This is a genomic window from Paenibacillus sp. J22P51 (assembly GCF_059692215.1).
In genome coordinates this window covers 1-14848 of sequence record NZ_JCAUAZ010000028.1, presented here as the reverse complement: position 1 = coordinate 14848, position 14848 = coordinate 1, and the positions used below count along the sequence as shown (strand labels likewise).

Genomic DNA, 14848 nt, shown 5'->3' with positions numbered 1-14848 from the left:
ACGTTATATAAAGCCTTCAGCAGCGTACTCACTCTGCGTTTCAAAGCAATTCTCCCCCTTTCCAGTTCCTACAGCCCTTTGGCGCTGTTATTGCGATACTCTTTCGGGGAAACGCCAACATTTTTACGGAACGAGAAACTGAAATAATTCGCATCGGCATAGCCCACCTTCTCGGCTATTTCCAGTGCTTTCATGTCCGTAGAACGCAACAACTCTTTCGCTGCCTCCATCCGAATATGATTCAGATAGTTAACGAAGGTCATTTTCGTTTCTTTTTTGAAAATAGAGCTGAAATATCCCGCACTGATATGCAGATGTCCGCACACCTTATTGATGTTGATATCGCCCTCATGATAATGACTCTTCGTGTAATCCTTCGCTAGATCCACGAGGTTTTTGTACGTATATTGACGATCCGTTGCAATATGATTCATCATGCTCGCGCACAGCTCGGCCAACCAATGCTTCGCTTCCTCCAAGGAAGTGAACTTATTAATCTCCGTAAAAGGAATAAAACTCTCACCAAATACCTCGTCGACATTCAGGTTGGAATCCTTCGCTGCTTTCAGAATGCACGTAAGGATTTCAAGCAAATAAATCTGATAATCCTTAACCGACACGCCGGCTTCGATTCCCTGAAACAGCTCATCAATCGTCTCCCGGATCTCTTGCATCGTGCCTACTTTGATACAACGCGTCAATGCGTGTTCCTTCACATCGTCAAATCGAATTTTGTCAACGCTGCGCTTCTCCACATCATCAATATAAATCATGCGATTGCTGCCCAAAATGAGTCGATAGTCGAGGGAAAGCACCGCATCTTCATACGAATAGCTGATTTTCGTGACATCCTTCATCACACTTCCGACCCCAACAGTCAGGGTGAATTTCAAATATTTTTCCACACTCTGCCGAATTTCCTCCAACACCCGCATCGTTTCTTGCAGCGCCGCTTCCTTGTCTCTATTCTCTCTCGCCGCTAGCAACACTACCTGATCATTATGCATAAAAACAAGGCCCAGCCCGCGCTTATTGGCAATTTCCTCGGTAATATTTAAGAGTGCAAAATATTTTAACGCCTGATCCTCAGAATATTTCAGTGACAGCGACTTCGAAAGCTCCTCTCGATTCTCCGAATCCTCTTCCGAAATAAAGATCCCGTCGATGCTCAACACGGCAACCACATAGCTATTTCCGCTAAGCGCAATCCCATAATTCGCTGCCTTCTCAAACACCTCGTCCCGCGGAAGCTTGCGATTCATTAATGTCGCTAAGAAATTCTCCTTGAGTACCGGCATGCTCTTACGGTAATGCTCCTTAAGCAGCTGCACATCCTCGCGATGTGCAACCTCCTCTTGCACCTGCGCCTTCACCTTCAGCAAGGCATTCACCAGCTCCTGCGCGGAAAAAGGCTTAAGCACATATTCATCAATATGCAACTTAATCGCCCGCTGGGCATACTCAAATTCATCATGCCCTGTCAGGATGATAAGCTTAATCGTGGGAAAGCGCTCTCTAATTGCTTCAGCCAGCTGCAACCCATTCATGAAAGGCATCTGAATGTCCGTCACAACCACATCCGGCTGCAGACGCTCGACCATTTCCAGCGCTTCTTTCCCATTCTCCGCCTTATCGACGACTTCAAAGCCAATCGCTTCCCAATTTATTTCACGGACGACACCTTCGCGCACATCCTCTTCATCATCCACTAACAGCAGCTTGTACATGCCTGACCTCCTAGGGCTCCCCAATTTAGAAGCATCTCTCGCAGCATTTCTCATTATCACCATCATTGTACTCACTGCCCATCGAATATACAAATAGAATTGATCGTTACTTGAGGAAACATAAGCTGTCCGAGGAAACATTGGTAAAAATCCCCTGTGGGGTGTTAAAATTAGGTTGAAGCATATGTAAATCCTGACACGTCTATAACCGGTGAGCTCACCTGCCTAAATCAGCCACTCCGAACAATGCAAGGGAACCTCAGTGCGCTATTTTCTCCAAATAGCCCGTTTTCGCTCCCAAAGGGAACGAGGTTCCGCTATTTTGCTGAAAATGTAGGTTTTCCCCCGCTTTCCCGTGAAATAGAGGAACGACGTTCCCTTTCGGGGCTAAAGAGTAGCAAAATCAGTGAAATAGCGGAACGACGTTCCCCTTGAGCAATCTTGTAGCCTCTACATAATCTCATTAGCACCTTTACTTTTCATCTGTGTCAATTCATTCGCATCATTCATCATTTAGGAGGTTAATCATTTGAATATCGCACCCATTGGACGCATCGCTTCCCTCATCAAAGAAAACGTTGGTCACGTTATTATAGGCAAGGACGACACCGTCGAGCTCTTGGTCATTGCGCTGATCGCCTCCGGTCATGTGCTGCTCGAAGATGTGCCCGGCACCGGAAAAACCCAGCTTGCCAAAGCGCTAGCCCGCTCCCTCGACGGCTCGATGAAGCGGATCCAGTTCACGCCCGATCTGCTGCCGTCCGATGTAAGCGGCATCAACTTCTTCAACCAGAAGCTGGGCGAATTCGAATTCCGCCCAGGTCCGCTCTTCGCTCACATCGTGCTCGCCGATGAGATTAACCGCGCGACGCCGCGCACGCAGTCCAGCTTGCTGGAGAGCATGGAGGAGCGCCAGGTCAGCATCGACGGGGAAACGCGCAAGCTGGAAGCGCCGTTCCTCGTCATTGCTACACAGAACCCTGTCGAGAATCAGGGGACCTTTCCCTTGCCGGAAGCGCAGCTCGACCGCTTCCTGATGAAGCTGTCGCTCGGCTATCCCACGGCAGCCGAGCAGGTCTTGATCTTGCAGCGCTACCAGCAGCAGGATCCACTGGATCAGCTGCTGCCGGTCGTGAGCCGCGCGGAGCTGCTCGAAGCGCAGCTGCTGTTCACGCAGGTGTGCGTCAGCGACGAGCTGCTGCACTATATCGTGCAGCTCGCGGAAGCGACGCGCACGCATGCGGATGCCGCGCTCGGCGTCAGCCCGCGCGGCGTTCGCGCCTTGATGAAGGCGGCGCAGGTGTACGCTGCGCTGCGCGGCCGCGATTATGTGCTGCCGGACGACGTCAAGGCGCTGGTGAAGCCCGTCTGGGCGCATCGCATCTTGCTGCGCACGCGCTCGCGCCAACAGGATCAACAGGTGCTTGCGCTGCTGACTAGTGTACTTGCCGCTACCCCCGTTCCTACGGAAGTGAAGCTGGGGTAACGATGAGCATAAGTTGGATTGTGATCATCGCCGCCCTTCTGTTCTTCCTCCAGTTTCAGTTTTTTGTCCGCTGGGGGTTTCGCGGACTTCGAATTGAACGAACCTTCAATACAGCCCATTGCCATGTCGGCGATGATATTCTCATGATCGAGACGATCGTGAACCGCAAGCTCGCACCGATTCCATGGCTTCGCTTGGAATCCACGATTCATGCGGGGCTCCACTTCACCCAGATGAATAATCTGGAAGTGAGCAGCGGTTCCCTTTTTCAAAATCATCGCAGTCTGTTCAGCCTCATGCCCTATACCCGAATCGTACGGCGTCATGGTGTGCATGCAGCTAAACGCGGTTGGTATAAGCTGGAGACTATTGCGGCTACCATGGGTGATTTCGTTGGTTTAGAAGCGGCCTCTACCACACATTCCATGCATGTCGAGCTGCTAGTGTACCCGCGTTTGGTGAATCGCGATGATATTCCGCTCCTCTCTAGCCGGTGGCAAGGCGACGTGACAGTCCAGCGCTGGATTATGCCGGATCCGTTCCTCGTTTCGGGTGCAAGAGAATACCGTTATGGGGATACGATGAACAGCATTCATTGGAAAGCAACGGCCCGCAGCCAACGGCTTCAGGTCTACAACCGGGAGTTTACGGCCGATCCCCGATTACTTATCGTCGTTAATAGCCAAGTGACACCAACGATGTGGGATGCCGTCACGGACCCTGAGCTCGTCGAAAAAGCGCTCTCCTACGCAGCTACTTTAGCCGAACATGCGGTCAGTCGAGGGGTTCCTGTTGGTTTTGGTTATAACGGTTGGCTGCTGAATGAGCCGGGGGTTCCCGTTTACTGCGCTCCTGTTGGTGGTTGGTCGCAGTTAGAGCATCTTTTTCAAACCATGGCGAAGCTCGCGATCTCTTGTGCCCGCTCCTGTGAGGACTTTCTCGATTACGGAATCGAGGTGGAAGGGGAGGCTCTAGACATCATCCTGTTGACGGCCTTCGTTTCCGAGGGGATGGCGCGCAGCATCGAACGACTAGAAGCTTTAGGACACTCCGTATTCATTGTTCCCTTACAGCATTCCCTTCTTGATCTTAGCGATAAGGAGGTGGCTTCATCTGATGCTCAGACCCTTGCTTAATCAAACAAATTCTCAGCCTAATCGTCTTTATGCATTCTTACGCACATGCGGATTTGCACTCTTTTTCGGTATCGTCGAGTTTGGAATCTTTGCCCCGCTGATCACATTAGCTCAAGTCTATGTGTTTGACAGTATGCTTGGACTAACTTGTATACAGCTGCTGCTCTGCTTCATGATCGGTGCCTATTTCGGACAGTTCAAATGGCTATCTCGAAAAGGTTATGAGTTCCTTGTCTGTGTTGCCGCAGGTTATGGATTATCCTATTTACTTCAAATGGATCCTGTGCGTGTTGCATTATGTGCGGCAATCGGAGCCCTGATCGTCTATCGGGGTATTCGATACACCAAAGATGGGTGGATCTCCCTTTATTCACCTGGGGTTTTCGTGATTGCTGGGGTGATGTACTTCATTGGTGTTCCAATCATGACTCGTGTGGATCTTATGCATCCGTACAAAATAGCCTTAAACGGGCTCGGATTCGGTACCCTGATCCTCTTCTTCTTTATGATGAATCGCACTCAGCTCCTTATCGCTACCTTAGCAGGTAATGATCGTGCCGCCGCCTCATCGCTGTCTCAAACCGTGAAACGCTACAGTCGTATTTGGTTAATCGTCTTTATTGCCGTTATCGCTGCTGTCGCTTACTTTCAGCAAGTGAAGCAAGGCCTCATGCGCCTTCTGCATGGAATTGTGGCTTGGCTGCTGGGATTGATGTCATCCGAAGCACCGCCTGATGTGCCTGAATCCAGCCCTTCGGCGCCGCCTCCTATGGAGCTCCCGCCAGCTTCACCTCATGAACCAGGATGGTTTGGGATTCTCATGCAGTATGTTGTGCAAATTGTAGGCTATGTGCTTGTGATTGCACTCGTTCTATGCTGCCTCTATTTGCTCCTTATGAAGCTTGCACCCGCTCTGCTCTCGTTCATTCGGCGCTTTTGGAAGCGATCATTACGACGTGAACAAGGTGATGTAACCGAAGGCTTTACAGATGAGAAAGAAGCCCTTCTCAACTGGAGAGAGCTTCCTAACCTATGGTGGCGAAAAGCAAGTTCTACACTGTGGCCTTCGTCCGCTCGCGAGCCATCTTGGTCACAACTACCGAACAATCAGGAGCGGATCCGCTACCTTTACCGGTTATTGATTGGGCAGGCTAGCAAGAGCGGTTACACCTATAAGAGATCATTTACACCCAACGAGACAGGCTTGGAGCTCACGCATCAAACACGGCTCTCAGAAGCTTCAGTTCACGCGCTTACCACTGCCTATAATCGGGTACGATACGGACGAGAGACCGTTTCTGACGAGCAGCTTGCTCAGGTGCTCCAGACTATTGATCCGAGCATACGCAGCCATTTAAAATGAGACGGTTGAGGAACGTCAGTACGCTATTTACCACAATTCGTCTGCTTTTCTAGTGAAACGGAACGTCAGTCCGCTATTTCAAGCATTTTGGTTAAAATACGACTGCTTACGAGCAAATAGCGGATCTACGTTCCACAACTTCTCCAAATGGCCCATTTGCCCAAAAATAGCGTACACACGTTCCGTTTCTAGCAGTTGCTTCTGCCCTAGGTCTCACACTTCGGCTCCTCATACAAGAAAAACGCCTTACGGCGTTCTCTTGGGATCCGGACCTACACGTAAATCCTTTCTTTTAGTCGACTTAGTCGACTTCCTTCAGATTTGATCGACTAGCTGGACCCTCTGCAGGTATTAGTCCGAAATTGCCAAATTAATCTCATCGACTCCCTCATTAAACCGTCATTAGTCCTAAATTGCCAAACTAAATCGGCCAAAACAACTCCCACACAGGGAAAACGGGTAAATAATTCGGCAGAATCGGACTAATGGTCTTTTTTCACAAGTAATCCTCTTTTTAATTCGGAGATATAGGACTAACTCCAACCCCTGGGACTCTTCTGCTCACGAGTTAGTCGACTTCGTCGACATCTCGTCCTTCTCCTAAAAATCACGTTAAAAAAAAGCATCCGGATACACCAACTCACCTTTCAACGCTGGAACTCCATCCTCTTCTTTTAATTCACACACCATAAACACATCATCAGGCACCTGAAACTGCTTCAACTCAAACCCACGTGTACCTGCTGGCTTGAATCCGAATTTAGGATAGTACGAGGGATGTCCAATTAAGAATACATAGGCATACCCCCATGCCTCACAACGCTGCAGCCCCGCCCGAATAAGCTTGCTTCCGATACCCCTTCTTTGATAGCTTGGTAATACCGCAATAGGCGCAAGCACAATGACTTCATGTCTGTCTTCCCCATCCACAACCTCAGCTTTACTCAATAGAACATGCCCAACAATGTGCCCATTCTCTTCAGCGACTAGCGACAATTCCGGTATGAAGCCAGCTGAACTCCGAATTCTTTCGATCAATTTGGACTCATCATCTCTGTGCCCAAATGCCAAATAATTCAGCTGAAACACATCCTCTTGGTCCCGACTTTCCTCCATTCTTATTTGAACCATACCATTATTCCCCTCCTGTTTTCTTAAACAAGCCTAATGAAAAATGCAAACCGATTTTGACTAAATGGTGCAAAAAAATGCTGTTTCCTTTCCTTATGAAGGCATTTTGAAAATAACCGTCACATATTTTCAAAAATTCGCATATACATAATTGTTTGAATACATTCGATTGAGGTGGTTTTGAGATGTTAGCATTAAAAACCGGATCTGAAAAAGAAGAAGTGCTTCACACGCTTTACGAAATGGGCTTGGATCAAATTGCGAAATGGATCCTCGTATTACCTGAAGACAGGTGGGAAAGCATGTTTCTATCAACATGGCCAACACTTGCCAAAAAATGCGGCTTTCACAGATAGCTGCTTTTACATACAGAGAGGCGGATGAGTAAAGTAATAATTTGAAAACGCTCTGCACCATCACGGTACAGAGCGTTATTTGTGTTTTATTCTCTCTCAATAACTCGTGAAACCTTCTGCTGACAGGTTTTACATATGCCATCCAGTACAATACCTATCTTCTCGAGATTCACCGAATAGTCGATGATCGTCGTTTCTCCCTTACATTTTGCACAATAAACATTCGATAACAGACGCGTACGAAATGTCTCCGGAATCGCAAGCCATTCTTTCATAGCTGCAAATGATTGCACATTATTCTTATTACTCACGGGATGACCACCTCTTCAGTTTCGGAATATTCCTTGTGAATAGTCCCGTTAGAAACCGTGGGAAACCAAACTCTACCAGCTTCGACTTCACTTTATCCTTCATCTGCTCAGCCGTTAAATCCGGTAACGTAAATGCTCCGTCCTGATAGCAGTGGCTGCAGTACATCTTGCTCTTGATGCCAGATTTCTCGGTACCTCCGCCTTGCTCATCACGAGTGAGAGGCATTCCACAACTTTGACAGTTTTTGTATGTAGCTTCCATATCGATTCAATCTCCCTACTGCTTTTCCTCTAATCATACCAACTTAACTTGCAAAAGCAATCAAAAGCTATGAAATGCTATTTACACTGTGTTCAAGCGCTTTCATGGAAGGATTGTAACTACTCTTAAGAGAATCTAGTAAGGATAGAATAAAATATTACATTTTCAACATATGTACAACTCGAAGGAGGATCTCCCGTTTGAAGCCTGTTACTGTGAAAGACTTAGTTGATCGCTTTTCGCTCGAAATTCTCGCTGGCCATACGGAGCTTCATCGCCCTATTACCAAAACCAAAGCACACCGCCCAGGGCTGGAATTTGTCGGCTATTTTGAATATTTTCCGCAAGCACATGTACAGCTATTAGGTCGCAAAGAAATTACTTACTTACATAAGCTCAGCGAGAATGAAAGAAATTTGCACATCGGTAATATTGTCAAATACCATCCGCCTTGTTTCGTCGTAACGAGAAACCAAGAAGGCTTAAAATATTTAACGAAATACTGCGAAGAAGAGAAAATCCCCCTTCTCCGTACCAGTGCTGCAACAAGTAAATTTCAGGACTTAGTCGACTTATATTTGAGCAAATCGCTGGCACAGGAGATCGCCGTCCACGGGGTTTGCGTCAATGTTTCGGGGATCGGCATCCTGCTGCGTGGGAAATCCGGTGTTGGCAAAAGTGAAACAGCCCACACACTGATCCGCAGAGGCCATCGCCTTGTCGCTGATGATATTGTGGTGCTGAAGAAGATTAGCCCTGAGACATTGCTCGGTACGCACAATGGCAAAACGAAGGAATTCCTCGCACTGCGCAGCGTCGGACTGATTAATGTCTCACGGCTCTATGGCCGCAAGGCTTTTCAAGACGAAACACGCATCGTGCTCGATATTGAGTTAACGAAGTGGCAGGAGCATGCTCTGAACAATGATCTGGAGCTGGAACCTACTTTCACGGACTATATGGACATTCCGATTCCACATATTGAAATCCAGTTACAGCCCGGGCGCGATGTTGCAGGTCTTATTGAAGCCGCCGCCAACAGCTGGTATCTGCGCCAGCAAGGCTACAGTGCAGCTGAAGAATTCATGCAGCGTCTGCAGTCCGACACAGACTAGTCCGCTCAGCCATTTACGATGTAGATTTGTGTGTACCGTCCTAAAACCTCCCTTCGCCTCGAAAACTGTTAGCGGAGGTGTTTAGGATGCACAAAAAAATAAAAGTTACAATTATTGCTACTGTAGTAGCTACCCTGATGCTCTGTGGTTGGACAGCTTATGCTTCAACGTCATCCAGCGCAACAACGTCAACGACTATCCACGGCAAACTGACAGCCCTGACGGCGGATACGATTTCTTTACATACGGATGCTGGTGATCAGACCATTCCTTTAGCTTCATCCGTTTGGGTGTACCTCAACGACCAGAAGGCTCAACCCAGTGATTTAAGGACTGGCAATGAGATTGAAGTCATTCTGAATAACAAAAAACAGGCCGCTTATGTGAAAGGAACTTCCGAAACCGCGGTTGCTCCATCAACAGCACCATCGCCGACTCCCGTGCCAAGTGAGCTGCCTGCTCCTGTCAAGGAAGCTCCTACCCCATCTGCTGGGCCAAGCACTACGCCTTCGAAGACTGCGGACAGTACACCAAAAGCGACTCCATCAGGCATGGAATCTGACTTGGCGGATATGGATGTAAGCGTAGATGGACAGCATTTCAACCTGCATATCAAGCAAAGCAAGGGATCGCAGTTTGATCTAAGAATTCAGTCTCCTCATGCCGGCAATATTCATCTAACAGGCGCTCAAGCTCAGGCTTGGATCGCTAACCTGCTTGGTTCTCTTGACTTAAGCGCTCCTGATGCAAAGAAGCTGCTTGGTCTACAGCTCGCCAAACAATACAACCTCGATGCAGCTAAGTTGAATGTTCATCTAAACATGCATGCAAAAGATCATGAAGACGATGATGATGATAAAAAAAATGATGATCAAAGAGAACATCAAAAAGAGAATGACAAAGATAATAACAGAGAGATCAATAAAGACAGAGATAAAAATATAGAAAAAATCAAAGATAAAAACGAAGATAGAAACAAAGATAATGAGAAGAACGAGAAAAAACACGGGAACGACAACAGACGCGACTAATTCAAGAAAATAAACAAGGCCCTCGTCATCCTTAACGGATATCGAGGGCTTCTTTCTTTATCTTGTCTTGTCTTTACCATGTCCTTTACCGTGTTCAGCTTGCTTCCGCAGCTCCTTGTCAGCCTTCTCAGATGATTCATCGGAATGAGATGGAGCAGCCGATCTATCCTTCTGAGGCGTCTCTATCACACTCATCGGAATGTCAAAAGGAACAACAGGCGTTTGAGCTAATGCACGACTCAATATTTCCCGGAATAATACGGCAGGCACTGCCCCGCCTGAGGTTGTTAAATAATGCGTCGCATCCGTTCGGTCATATCCGACCCATACCGCTGCCGTCAACTCCGGTGTGTAGCCGACGAACCAAGCATCCTTGGCACTTCCGCTGCCAATGCCCTCAAATTCCTTCGTCGCTGGCAGCTGTGTCGTACCCGATTTGCCCGCTACGGGACGGTTCATTGCCGCATTCTTCCCAGTCCCCTGCGCAACTGCCGTCTGCAGCATGGCTGTCATGGCATTCGCTGTTTCAGCGCGCATCACCGATTGTCCCTTTGCTTTCGCCCCAACAAGAAGATGTCCATCGTTGGTCTCGATCTTAGAAATCAGGTGTGCAGGGTTCAGGATTCCCTTACCTGCAAAAGCACTAAAGGCCTGCGCCATCTGCAGTGGAGATACCCCCTCGGAAAGCCCGCCCAGCGCGATCCCCAGCTGCCTGTCTTGTGCCGGTAGACTTATCCCCAATGACTTCGCAAACTGCATGCCATTATCGATGCCAATCTCATGCAAAAGCCAGACCGCTGGTATATTCCAGGAAGAAGTAATCGCCTCTTGCATCGATACCTGCCCCCTAGACTGGTGATCCCAATCTTGCGGCTGATAGCCTCCGATATTGAGCGGGCCATCAAACAGCATAGACGACGGCTTGTAGCCTCTCTCCAGTGCCGGTCCATAGACAGCGATGGGCTTGAAGGCTGATCCTGGCTGTCTTCGTAACTGGGTCGCACGGCTGAAGCCTCGAAATACGCCCTCACCTCGTCCACCAGACAGCGCCCTAACGCCGCCTGTTCTCTGATCGACAAGAACAGCCCCGCTTTGAATTAGCTGATCCGGCTTACTGCTTGGAAATAAACTGTCATCGTTATAGACATCTGTGACTGCTTTTTGAACCGCAGGATCAAGCTCTGTGGTTATGCGCAAACCGCCTGTTAACAATTGTTCTTCCGTAAATCCGTAAAGAGTTACAGCCTCCTCAATTACGGCATCCACATAAGCGCGATATCTCCCTTTCGTCTCATCCGTATTGGCCATCTTCACAGCTCCTAGTGCTGACGCCGCTGCTTTCTCGTAATCCTGTTGCGATATTTTGCCTTCCTTCTGCATCAGCTTAAGGACCGTGTTTCTTCGTTCCAGTGCCTGATCCTCATTCTGAAAAGGGGAATAATGGCTAGGCGCCTTAGGTAATGCAGCCAACACCGCCGCTTCAGCCAAGGTGAGGTCTGTCACATTTTTATTAAAATACGTTTTCGCAGCCCCCTGCACACCCCAACTGCCTTCCCCGAAATAGATCTTGTTCAGATACATTTCCAGAATGTCATCTTTACTGTAATTGGTCTCTATTTTGATGGCATAAGCAGCTTCACGCAATTTACGACCTACCGTTTTATCCGCAGTAAGAAACAGATTACGAGCTAACTGCTGCGTAATGGTACTGGCCCCCTCGGAATAGCTCCCTTTCAGCACATCGCGGGCAACAGCGCGGAAGATGGACTTCACATCAACGCCCTTATGCTCATAGAACCTTCTATCTTCCACGGCAACAATGGCATCCACAAGCACCTTCGGAATTTCTTTAAAAGGCACAGCATTGATCTTTGACGCAGACAACTGGGAAGCGATTTGGCCATTCTTATCGAGCACGATGGATGCCTCTGGAAGGGGCTGATTCAACAGAGATACATCAAGTCCTTTTATGTATAAATAGCTCATTAACGTCATACCCACACTCACGACTAGAACTATGCCAACACAAGCTTGCCAAAAGCGTCGAGGTATTGCCTTTAATTTAATCATATCTCATGCCTCCTAACGTACCTCATAACTATTCGTATGGCACCTCCAGTAAGTGTCGTATACGTGCAAGAAGACACAAAAAAGCCTTCAAACCCATAACAGGGTGAAGGCTCTTCCTATTTATCACATTAAGCGATCGACGTCGGCGCTCCAAAAACGCTCGTATACCCGCTAATCCCGCTCAGTATCCGCTCCATTTCATCCTTGTTCATCGTGCCATAGCGTTCTACGGCATCCACGATTTTCGGGAATAAATACACATCTCCTGCACTCGCGAATCCACACACGCTTGGGAACGATAGCACAAAATGCACACAAGCATCGATCATCTCTTGCTGATCGAAAGGCTCATACCAGGTCGCATATGGACGCTCCGCCCCCTCTATCCAAGGTGCCTTCGCAATGGCTTTGATCACTCGAATCGCAGTCTGCTGCTTATTCGCTTCCTCCATCAAGGCATCTACGGACTCACGATACTCCGGCAACCCGTACATATAGTAATTCAGCGGAAAAAGGATCGTCGCGAATGGGAACCTGCGCAAAGCTTCCAAATGAACTGCCGGCGCCTCATGCCCATGACCCGTTATGCCAATTTCTTTCACAATACCTTCGCTTTGCGCTTCCAAAACCGCTTCCAACGCTCCGCCCTTTGCCGTGCAGCGATCTAATTCCGCCATCGAACCTACCGCATGCAGTTGGAGCAGGTCGACCGAATCCACCTTCATCCGTTCTAAGGAGCGGTATATCTCATCCTTCGCTTCCTTTTTCGTTCTTTGCCCTGTTTTGGTAGCTAAAAAAATGTCATTCCGCACCCGGCTAATCGTCGGGCCCATTCGCACTTCTGCATCTCCATAGCTCGCCGCTGTATCAAAATGATCCACGCCATGCGCTAACGCGAAGGCGATTGAGGCATCTGCCTCTTCCTGTGTTATCTGACCAAGACTAGCTGCACCAAACATCACAACAGAGGTTTCCTTGTTCAAACGTCCTAGCGTTCTCTTCAACATCTCTGATTTGCTCCTTTTGTGTTCGAGTTTGTATTCTCTTGTATTAACCAATCTATTCCCTTTGAAACCTCAATCTGCTGACAGCTGTTTTATTTGCTTTCTAAGATTAACTTGCAGCCAACCAGCTGCTAGGAGCAGCGAGCACCCCGTTAGTAGGAATACGGAATGAATCCCCACCCAACCGCCTAGGAAACCACCAATCAAAGGACCAACCATCATTCCCAATTGATTCGACGTTTGGTTTAAGCTCATCGCTCGGCCTCGAAAATCAGCATCTGAAAATTTCACAATAAGCGCACTCAGCGCAGGATAGACCGCGGCAAAAAACAACCCATAACTGAAACGAAGCACACCAAAAGCGATCAAATTATGCGCAGTTAATTGCAGTAGATTCCCAATGCCGCCACCGATTAAGCCTATGAGCAGCGTTTTGTCGTAGCCGATACGTTGCCCGATAATGCCCCATCTTGAACCCATGATGACAGTTGCGACACCAACGGCCGAAAATATAATACCCGAACTCAGTGATGCCCCCCTGGCGCTTCCACCGATTTGTACGACATAAATAGTCAGCAGCGGTTCTAAAATCATCACCGAGATTGCCACCAATAAGGTTAATCCAAAAATGGATAATAATCGTCTATTAGCTGTCGCTTGCTTAATGTCCTGCAATACACTTGGTCGTTTGCCAGCCTTCTTCTGATGCACTTCCTTCACACCGACTACCGCAATCACAGCAGAAATCAGTACAACGAAACCTGAAGCTAGGAAACACTCTCTTGTACCTACCCAATGGCTGAGCATACCGCCAAACAAAGGTCCAAGAATGCTTCCAGCTGCCGTAGCCGTTGACATGACACTCAAGGCATAGCCTACATGCTTCTCTGGTGTATTCGTGCTGACCAAAGCCATCGATGCAGGGATGTAGCCCGCCATAAGGCCTTGCAGAACACGGACTATAATAAACGTATAGGGATCATTTACGAAATAGTTAAGAAAATAGACAGCACTTAAGCTTAAGCCCGAGCGAAGCAGCATCGGTTTTCTGCCGTATTTGTCAGCTAAAGAGCCCCAATAAGGTGCGATTAACGCGCTCGCCAGAAAGCTCACTGAGAACGTAATTCCCGACCAAGCCTCCAAACCGCTATGTATACCCAAGTCCTCCTGCAAAAATATAGGGATAAACGGGATCGAGAGTGTGTACGCCATCGCGCAAAAGAATGCTCCAATCCATAAAATAAATAGATTCCTTCTCCAGCGTAGTTCCATGCTGTAACCTCCTCTTCCCTGTCTACTATACACCAACGGAAACTTGATGCCCAGAAAATAGTAAATGAGGTCAAACGGAGAAGAAACGAAAAAAGCATAGAATCTATCAGCATGAAGCTGACAATCTATGCTTTCTTACTTGATCGGGACGACACGATTTGAACATGCGACCCCCTGCTCCCAAAGCAGGTGCTCTACCAAGCTGAGCTACGTCCCGATACGATTTGATAAAAAATGGCGCGCCCTGAGAGATTCGAACTCCCGACCTTTTGATTCGTAGTCAAATACTCTATCCAGCTGAGCTAAGGGCGCTTAATAAAAAATGGAGCGGAAGACGGGGATCGAACCCGCGACCCTCGCCTTGGCAAGGCGATGCTCTACCGCTGAGCCACTTCCGCATAGGGATCCCCAAGCCGTAAGTTACGACTTGGGGATGATTGATGCGCGTAGAGGGACTTGAACCCCCACGGTCACCCGCTAGATCCTAAGTCTAGTGCGTCTGCCAATTCCGCCATACGCGCATGCTGTAAATAAGGCAAATGGTGAGTCATGTAGGATTCGAACCTACGACACCCTGATTAAAA

General features: G+C 48.2%; 13 protein-coding genes and 4 tRNA genes. 6 read left to right on the top strand and 11 right to left on the bottom strand.

The window, feature by feature from the left end; genetic code table 11:
* Positions 1 to 68: 68 nt before the first annotated feature.
* Positions 69 to 1727: a response regulator gene (locus AC58QC_RS29865; RefSeq protein ID WP_497418605.1), complete on the bottom strand. Its 1659-nt coding sequence runs from the start codon at positions 1725 to 1727 to the stop codon at positions 69 to 71.
* Positions 1728 to 2256: 529 nt separating this feature from the next.
* Between AC58QC_RS29865 and AC58QC_RS29860 the strand changes: the two genes are divergently transcribed.
* From AC58QC_RS29860 to AC58QC_RS29850, 3 genes are read left to right on the top strand one after another with little or no spacing between them, the layout of a single operon-like run.
* Positions 2257 to 3213 carry an AAA family ATPase gene (locus tag AC58QC_RS29860; protein ID WP_497418604.1) on the top strand — a complete coding sequence of 319 codons (957 nt, stop codon included), beginning with the start codon at positions 2257 to 2259 and terminating at the stop codon, positions 3211 to 3213.
* A gap of 2 nt (positions 3214 to 3215) precedes the next feature.
* Entirely contained in the window at positions 3216 to 4349 is a 1134-nt protein-coding gene (locus AC58QC_RS29855) for a DUF58 domain-containing protein (RefSeq protein ID WP_497418603.1), read from the top strand.
* Positions 4330 to 5712: a DUF4129 domain-containing protein gene (locus AC58QC_RS29850; RefSeq protein WP_497418602.1), complete on the top strand. Its 1383-nt coding sequence runs from the start codon at positions 4330 to 4332 to the stop codon at positions 5710 to 5712. Before AC58QC_RS29855 ends, AC58QC_RS29850 begins: the two co-directional genes overlap by 20 nt.
* Before the next feature lie 612 nt (positions 5713 to 6324).
* Here the strand turns inward: AC58QC_RS29850 and AC58QC_RS29845 are convergent.
* The gene (locus tag AC58QC_RS29845; protein ID WP_497418601.1) at positions 6325 to 6843 is read right to left on the bottom strand and encodes a GNAT family N-acetyltransferase; all 519 of its coding nucleotides are present in this window, start codon (positions 6841 to 6843) and stop codon (positions 6325 to 6327) included.
* Between the two features lie 185 nt (positions 6844 to 7028).
* On the opposite strand from AC58QC_RS29845, the gene AC58QC_RS29840 reads away from it, so the two are divergent.
* Positions 7029 to 7199 carry a hypothetical protein gene (locus AC58QC_RS29840; RefSeq protein WP_497418600.1) on the top strand — a complete coding sequence of 57 codons (171 nt, stop codon included), beginning with the start codon at positions 7029 to 7031 and terminating at the stop codon, positions 7197 to 7199.
* Positions 7200 to 7285: 86 nt separating this feature from the next.
* On the opposite strand, the gene AC58QC_RS29835 is transcribed toward AC58QC_RS29840, so the two are convergent.
* Both AC58QC_RS29835 and AC58QC_RS29830 read right to left on the bottom strand, forming a co-directional pair.
* A complete protein-coding gene (locus AC58QC_RS29835) occupies positions 7286 to 7510 on the bottom strand; it encodes a hypothetical protein (RefSeq protein WP_497418599.1) in 225 nt (74 codons plus the stop codon).
* Positions 7503 to 7772 carry a zinc ribbon domain-containing protein gene (locus AC58QC_RS29830; RefSeq protein WP_497418598.1) on the bottom strand — a complete coding sequence of 90 codons (270 nt, stop codon included), beginning with the start codon at positions 7770 to 7772 and terminating at the stop codon, positions 7503 to 7505. The genes AC58QC_RS29835 and AC58QC_RS29830 overlap by 8 nt, the downstream gene beginning before the upstream one ends.
* A gap of 200 nt (positions 7773 to 7972) precedes the next feature.
* Here AC58QC_RS29830 and hprK point away from each other — a divergent pair, with 200 nt between their 5' ends.
* Entirely contained in the window at positions 7973 to 8887 is a 915-nt protein-coding gene (gene hprK, locus AC58QC_RS29825; protein ID WP_497418597.1) for an HPr(Ser) kinase/phosphatase, read from the top strand.
* Positions 8888 to 8973: 86 nt separating this feature from the next.
* Positions 8974 to 9918 (top strand): hypothetical protein, encoded by a 945-nt coding sequence (locus tag AC58QC_RS29820; protein WP_497418596.1) that lies wholly within the window; start codon positions 8974 to 8976, stop codon positions 9916 to 9918.
* Positions 9919 to 9975: 57 nt separating this feature from the next.
* On the opposite strand, the gene AC58QC_RS29815 is transcribed toward AC58QC_RS29820, so the two are convergent.
* The 7 genes from AC58QC_RS29815 to AC58QC_RS29785 all read right to left on the bottom strand — a co-directional run bounded on the left by AC58QC_RS29815 (position 9976) and on the right by AC58QC_RS29785 (position 14785).
* Positions 9976 to 11988, bottom strand: coding sequence for a transglycosylase domain-containing protein (locus tag AC58QC_RS29815; RefSeq protein WP_497418595.1), 2013 nt, complete (start codon positions 11986 to 11988; stop codon positions 9976 to 9978).
* 128 nt (positions 11989 to 12116) lie between these two features.
* Positions 12117 to 12995: an aldo/keto reductase gene (locus tag AC58QC_RS29810; protein ID WP_497418594.1), complete on the bottom strand. Its 879-nt coding sequence runs from the start codon at positions 12993 to 12995 to the stop codon at positions 12117 to 12119.
* 69 nt (positions 12996 to 13064) lie between these two features.
* On the bottom strand, positions 13065 to 14264 hold the full coding sequence (locus AC58QC_RS29805; RefSeq protein ID WP_497418593.1) for an MFS transporter: 1200 nt from the start codon (positions 14262 to 14264) through the stop codon (positions 13065 to 13067).
* Positions 14265 to 14407: 143 nt separating this feature from the next.
* Positions 14408 to 14481: transfer RNA gene (locus tag AC58QC_RS29800), tRNA-Pro, on the bottom strand.
* 18 nt (positions 14482 to 14499) lie between these two features.
* Positions 14500 to 14576, bottom strand: a tRNA-Arg gene (locus AC58QC_RS29795).
* A gap of 11 nt (positions 14577 to 14587) precedes the next feature.
* Positions 14588 to 14662: transfer RNA gene (locus tag AC58QC_RS29790), tRNA-Gly, on the bottom strand.
* A gap of 43 nt (positions 14663 to 14705) precedes the next feature.
* Positions 14706 to 14785 (bottom strand) — tRNA-Leu (locus AC58QC_RS29785).
* Between the last annotated feature and the right edge of the window lie 63 nt (positions 14786 to 14848).

Bases quoted from the DNA above. Each gene is read 5' to 3' on its own strand.
- AC58QC_RS29865 (WP_497418605.1), bottom strand. From the start codon at position 1,727: ATGTACAAGCTGCTGTTAGTGGATGATGAAGAGGATGTGCGCGAAGGT.
- AC58QC_RS29855 (WP_497418603.1), top strand. From the start codon at position 3,216: ATGAGCATAAGTTGGATTGTGATCATCGCCGCCCTTCTGTTCTTCCTC.
- AC58QC_RS29850 (WP_497418602.1), top strand. From the start codon at position 4,330: ATGCTCAGACCCTTGCTTAATCAAACAAATTCTCAGCCTAATCGTCTT.
- AC58QC_RS29845 (WP_497418601.1), bottom strand. From the start codon at position 6,843: ATGGTTCAAATAAGAATGGAGGAAAGTCGGGACCAAGAGGATGTGTTT.
- AC58QC_RS29840 (WP_497418600.1), top strand. From the start codon at position 7,029: ATGTTAGCATTAAAAACCGGATCTGAAAAAGAAGAAGTGCTTCACACG.
- AC58QC_RS29830 (WP_497418598.1), bottom strand. From the start codon at position 7,772: ATGGAAGCTACATACAAAAACTGTCAAAGTTGTGGAATGCCTCTCACT.
- AC58QC_RS29820 (WP_497418596.1), top strand. From the start codon at position 8,974: ATGCACAAAAAAATAAAAGTTACAATTATTGCTACTGTAGTAGCTACC.
- AC58QC_RS29815 (WP_497418595.1), bottom strand. From the start codon at position 11,988: ATGATTAAATTAAAGGCAATACCTCGACGCTTTTGGCAAGCTTGTGTT.
- AC58QC_RS29810 (WP_497418594.1), bottom strand. From the start codon at position 12,995: ATGTTGAAGAGAACGCTAGGACGTTTGAACAAGGAAACCTCTGTTGTG.
- AC58QC_RS29805 (WP_497418593.1), bottom strand. From the start codon at position 14,264: ATGGAACTACGCTGGAGAAGGAATCTATTTATTTTATGGATTGGAGCA.